This window comes from Brachyspira pilosicoli (assembly GCF_019402445.1).
Classification (GTDB): Bacteria; Spirochaetota; Brachyspiria; order Brachyspirales; family Brachyspiraceae; genus Brachyspira; species Brachyspira pilosicoli_B.
The window spans coordinates 1-2,795 of sequence record NZ_SRZM01000283.1; the positions used below are offsets into that span (position 1 = coordinate 1).

At 28.2% G+C, this 2,795-nt stretch carries 2 protein-coding genes; both read right to left on the reverse strand.

The window, feature by feature from the left end; all coding sequences use genetic code 11:
• Window positions 1-151 precede the first annotated feature (151 nt).
• On the reverse strand, window positions 152-1,306 hold the full coding sequence (locus E6A48_RS09170; protein ID WP_219709922.1) for a CapA family protein: 1,155 nt from the start codon (window positions 1,304-1,306) through the stop codon (window positions 152-154).
• Window positions 1,307-2,689, reverse strand: coding sequence for a hemolysin family protein (locus E6A48_RS09175; protein WP_219709923.1), 1,383 nt, complete (start codon window positions 2,687-2,689; stop codon window positions 1,307-1,309).
• Window positions 2,690-2,795: the final 106 nt, after the last annotated feature.

A 2,795-nucleotide genomic window follows, 5' to 3' on the forward strand; every position in this document is an offset into this window, starting at 1 on the left:
ACCCCCACTTCTTTTGCGACCGAAGGGAGTGCCGGCGGCGTGCCACAAAGAAGCAAAAAGGCTCCATTTTTTACTTTAATATTGAGAATAATTATATATTTAAAATATTAAGTTTCAGTATTTATTTTTTTAAAATATATAATTATAAAAATCAATTTTTAGCCATTATGTTATTTTCTATCTTCTTATCTAATACAAAAATATCTTTCACATTTTCGTTTGTAAGCGGTGAGTAAAAATTGTTTATTAATTGATAGCCTGCTTTTATGGCATTGGTGTCATAAGCACTATAAACATAATTGCTTGATAATGCAGGCATATTAATGCTTGGATTTTCTTTTATAGGCTTCATTACAAACTCAAAACCATTATCTCTAAAAAATGCATAATAGGTTGGAATATAAGAAAAACTAATCTCTCTGTTTTCATTAATTTCTAATGAAAGAATAGTGCCTATATCTAAATACGGATATCTTCCTTTATGGTTAGCAATAAAATTACCCAAAGAATATATTATTATACCGCTGTTATTAGTGCCGTTATATACTTCTGCAGGTCTTGGTACATGCGGGTGATGACCTATTATAATATCTACTCCATTTTCTATTAATGCTCTTGCTGTTTCTATAGTTGTATCTTCTGGGGCTATTGTGTATTCATAACCAAAATGCAATGATATTATTTTTATTTCATTGTTTGTTGCTAAAGCCATATCGCTTTTTACTTTTTCTACTAAATCATCTTTTTTTGGATAGAAGTTCATAAAATAAAAATGACCATCTTTATTTGTTTTGTGGCTTAATCCATTATCAAGCATAGTGTATGCTGATATAAATATTGGTATGCCGTTTATATTTGTTATTATAGGAGAGATATACGGTGAGTTTGTTGAGCCTCCTAATGTGAGTATATTATTTTGATGAAGCATAGATACTGTTTCTGTTTCTGCTTTAGCTCCTTGATCATACGCATGATTATTTGCTATAGAAAAAGTGTTAAAATAATTAAAGAAATATTCTAAATATTCTTTAGAGCCGTTAAACTCAGGATAAGGCATTGGAGGTTTATTAGTATTTACTACAAACTCTAAATTTGCAAATACAATATCTCCTTGAAAATAATCTTTTAAATCTATTAGTATATCATTACCGTCAAAAGCTTCTACAACTTTTGGGTGAGTCATAATATCGCCTGTAAAAACTAATTTAGCTCTTCTTATAGTTTCTTTGTTATTCTTTTTGTTTTCTTTAGATTCGCATGAAAAAAGAAACATCAATATAAATAATATACTAATAATTTTTTTCATCTATTCCTCGTCCTTTTCTGTATTAATTTCTGCATTAACTTCAGTATTATTTATATTATTTACATCGGATATTCTAATGCTATTTATAGGAGTAAATTCCATTTCTATTATTCTTCTGTCTTCAACTTTCATTATCCTTACTCTATAATCATTCAATATAAGTCTTTCATTTACATCAGGTATATGATCTAATTTATCTAATACATATCCAGCTATAGTTTGATATTCTTCATGTTCTATGTTTAAGTTTAATACTTCATTTACATCTTCGATTGATGCTGTTCCATTTACTATAATTCTTTTTCCTTTTAATTTTATTAAATCCTTTTCTTTCTTATCGCTCTCATCTTCAATATCTCCCATAATCTCTTCAACAATGTCCTCCATAGTAACAAGTCCAGAAGTGCCGCCGTATTCATCTATTGTAATAGCCATTTGCAATTTTCTTTTTTGCATATCGCTAAATAAACTGCTAATAGTTTTTGTTTCAGGTACAAAATATGGAAGCATAATATAATCTATTGCCTTTTTTTTCATCTTGCTTGGTTTTCCGTTATTTTTTATATAATCTTTAAATAAAGCCCTTGTGTGAAATATACCTATAATGTGGTCAATAGTTTCTTCATAAACAGGAAATCTTGAAAGACCAGTGTCAACTGTTAAACGCATAATTTCATTAATGTCAGTATCAGCTTCTATGCATACCATATCCACACGAGGAGTCATTATCTCTTCTACTGTTTTGTTTCTAAAGTCCATTACACCAGTAAGCAAATCATGAGTATAGCCTTTAATAATTCCAGCTTTATGTCCTAAATTAATTATTGTTGTTATGTCTTCTATACTCGATAATGCACTCTTTTTTTCTTTGTTTCTTAATTTCTTTGGTACAAAATAATTCATTAAAAATGTAGTTATTTTATCCATTATAAAAGTAATAGGAGTAAATATAAAATAAAAAACCTTCATAAAATAGAGTAGGGAAGGTATAAGTTTTTCTGCATTTACTCTCATTATAACTTTTGGAAGTATCTCACCAAATATAATAATAAGTATTGTAATTAAAGTTGTTGATATAGTAACCATTACGCTTCCAGATATATGAGGCAGAGCATCGGCTAATCTTATAGCAAATACAGTTATTATTGAGCTTGCTGTAATATTAACTATATTATTTCCTACAAGAAGAGTAGGTATCATAGAATTACTTTTACCCCAATATTTTGTATCATCTTCTTTAATTTTGTTTTCTCTCACAAGACGCATTAATGTTACTTCGTCTATGCTGGTGTATGCTGTTTCACTTCCAGAAAAAAGCCCTGATAGCATTATTAATATTAATATGCTAAATATTTCAAATAAATAAATTAATATAACTTCCATAATAGTAATAAAAAATTAATGTATCCTTTGTTTTATTTCTTGCATAAAATTATATCCTGGGTCTGTTTTTATTGTAAATCTGTATGTGGGGTCTATTTCTCTAAAA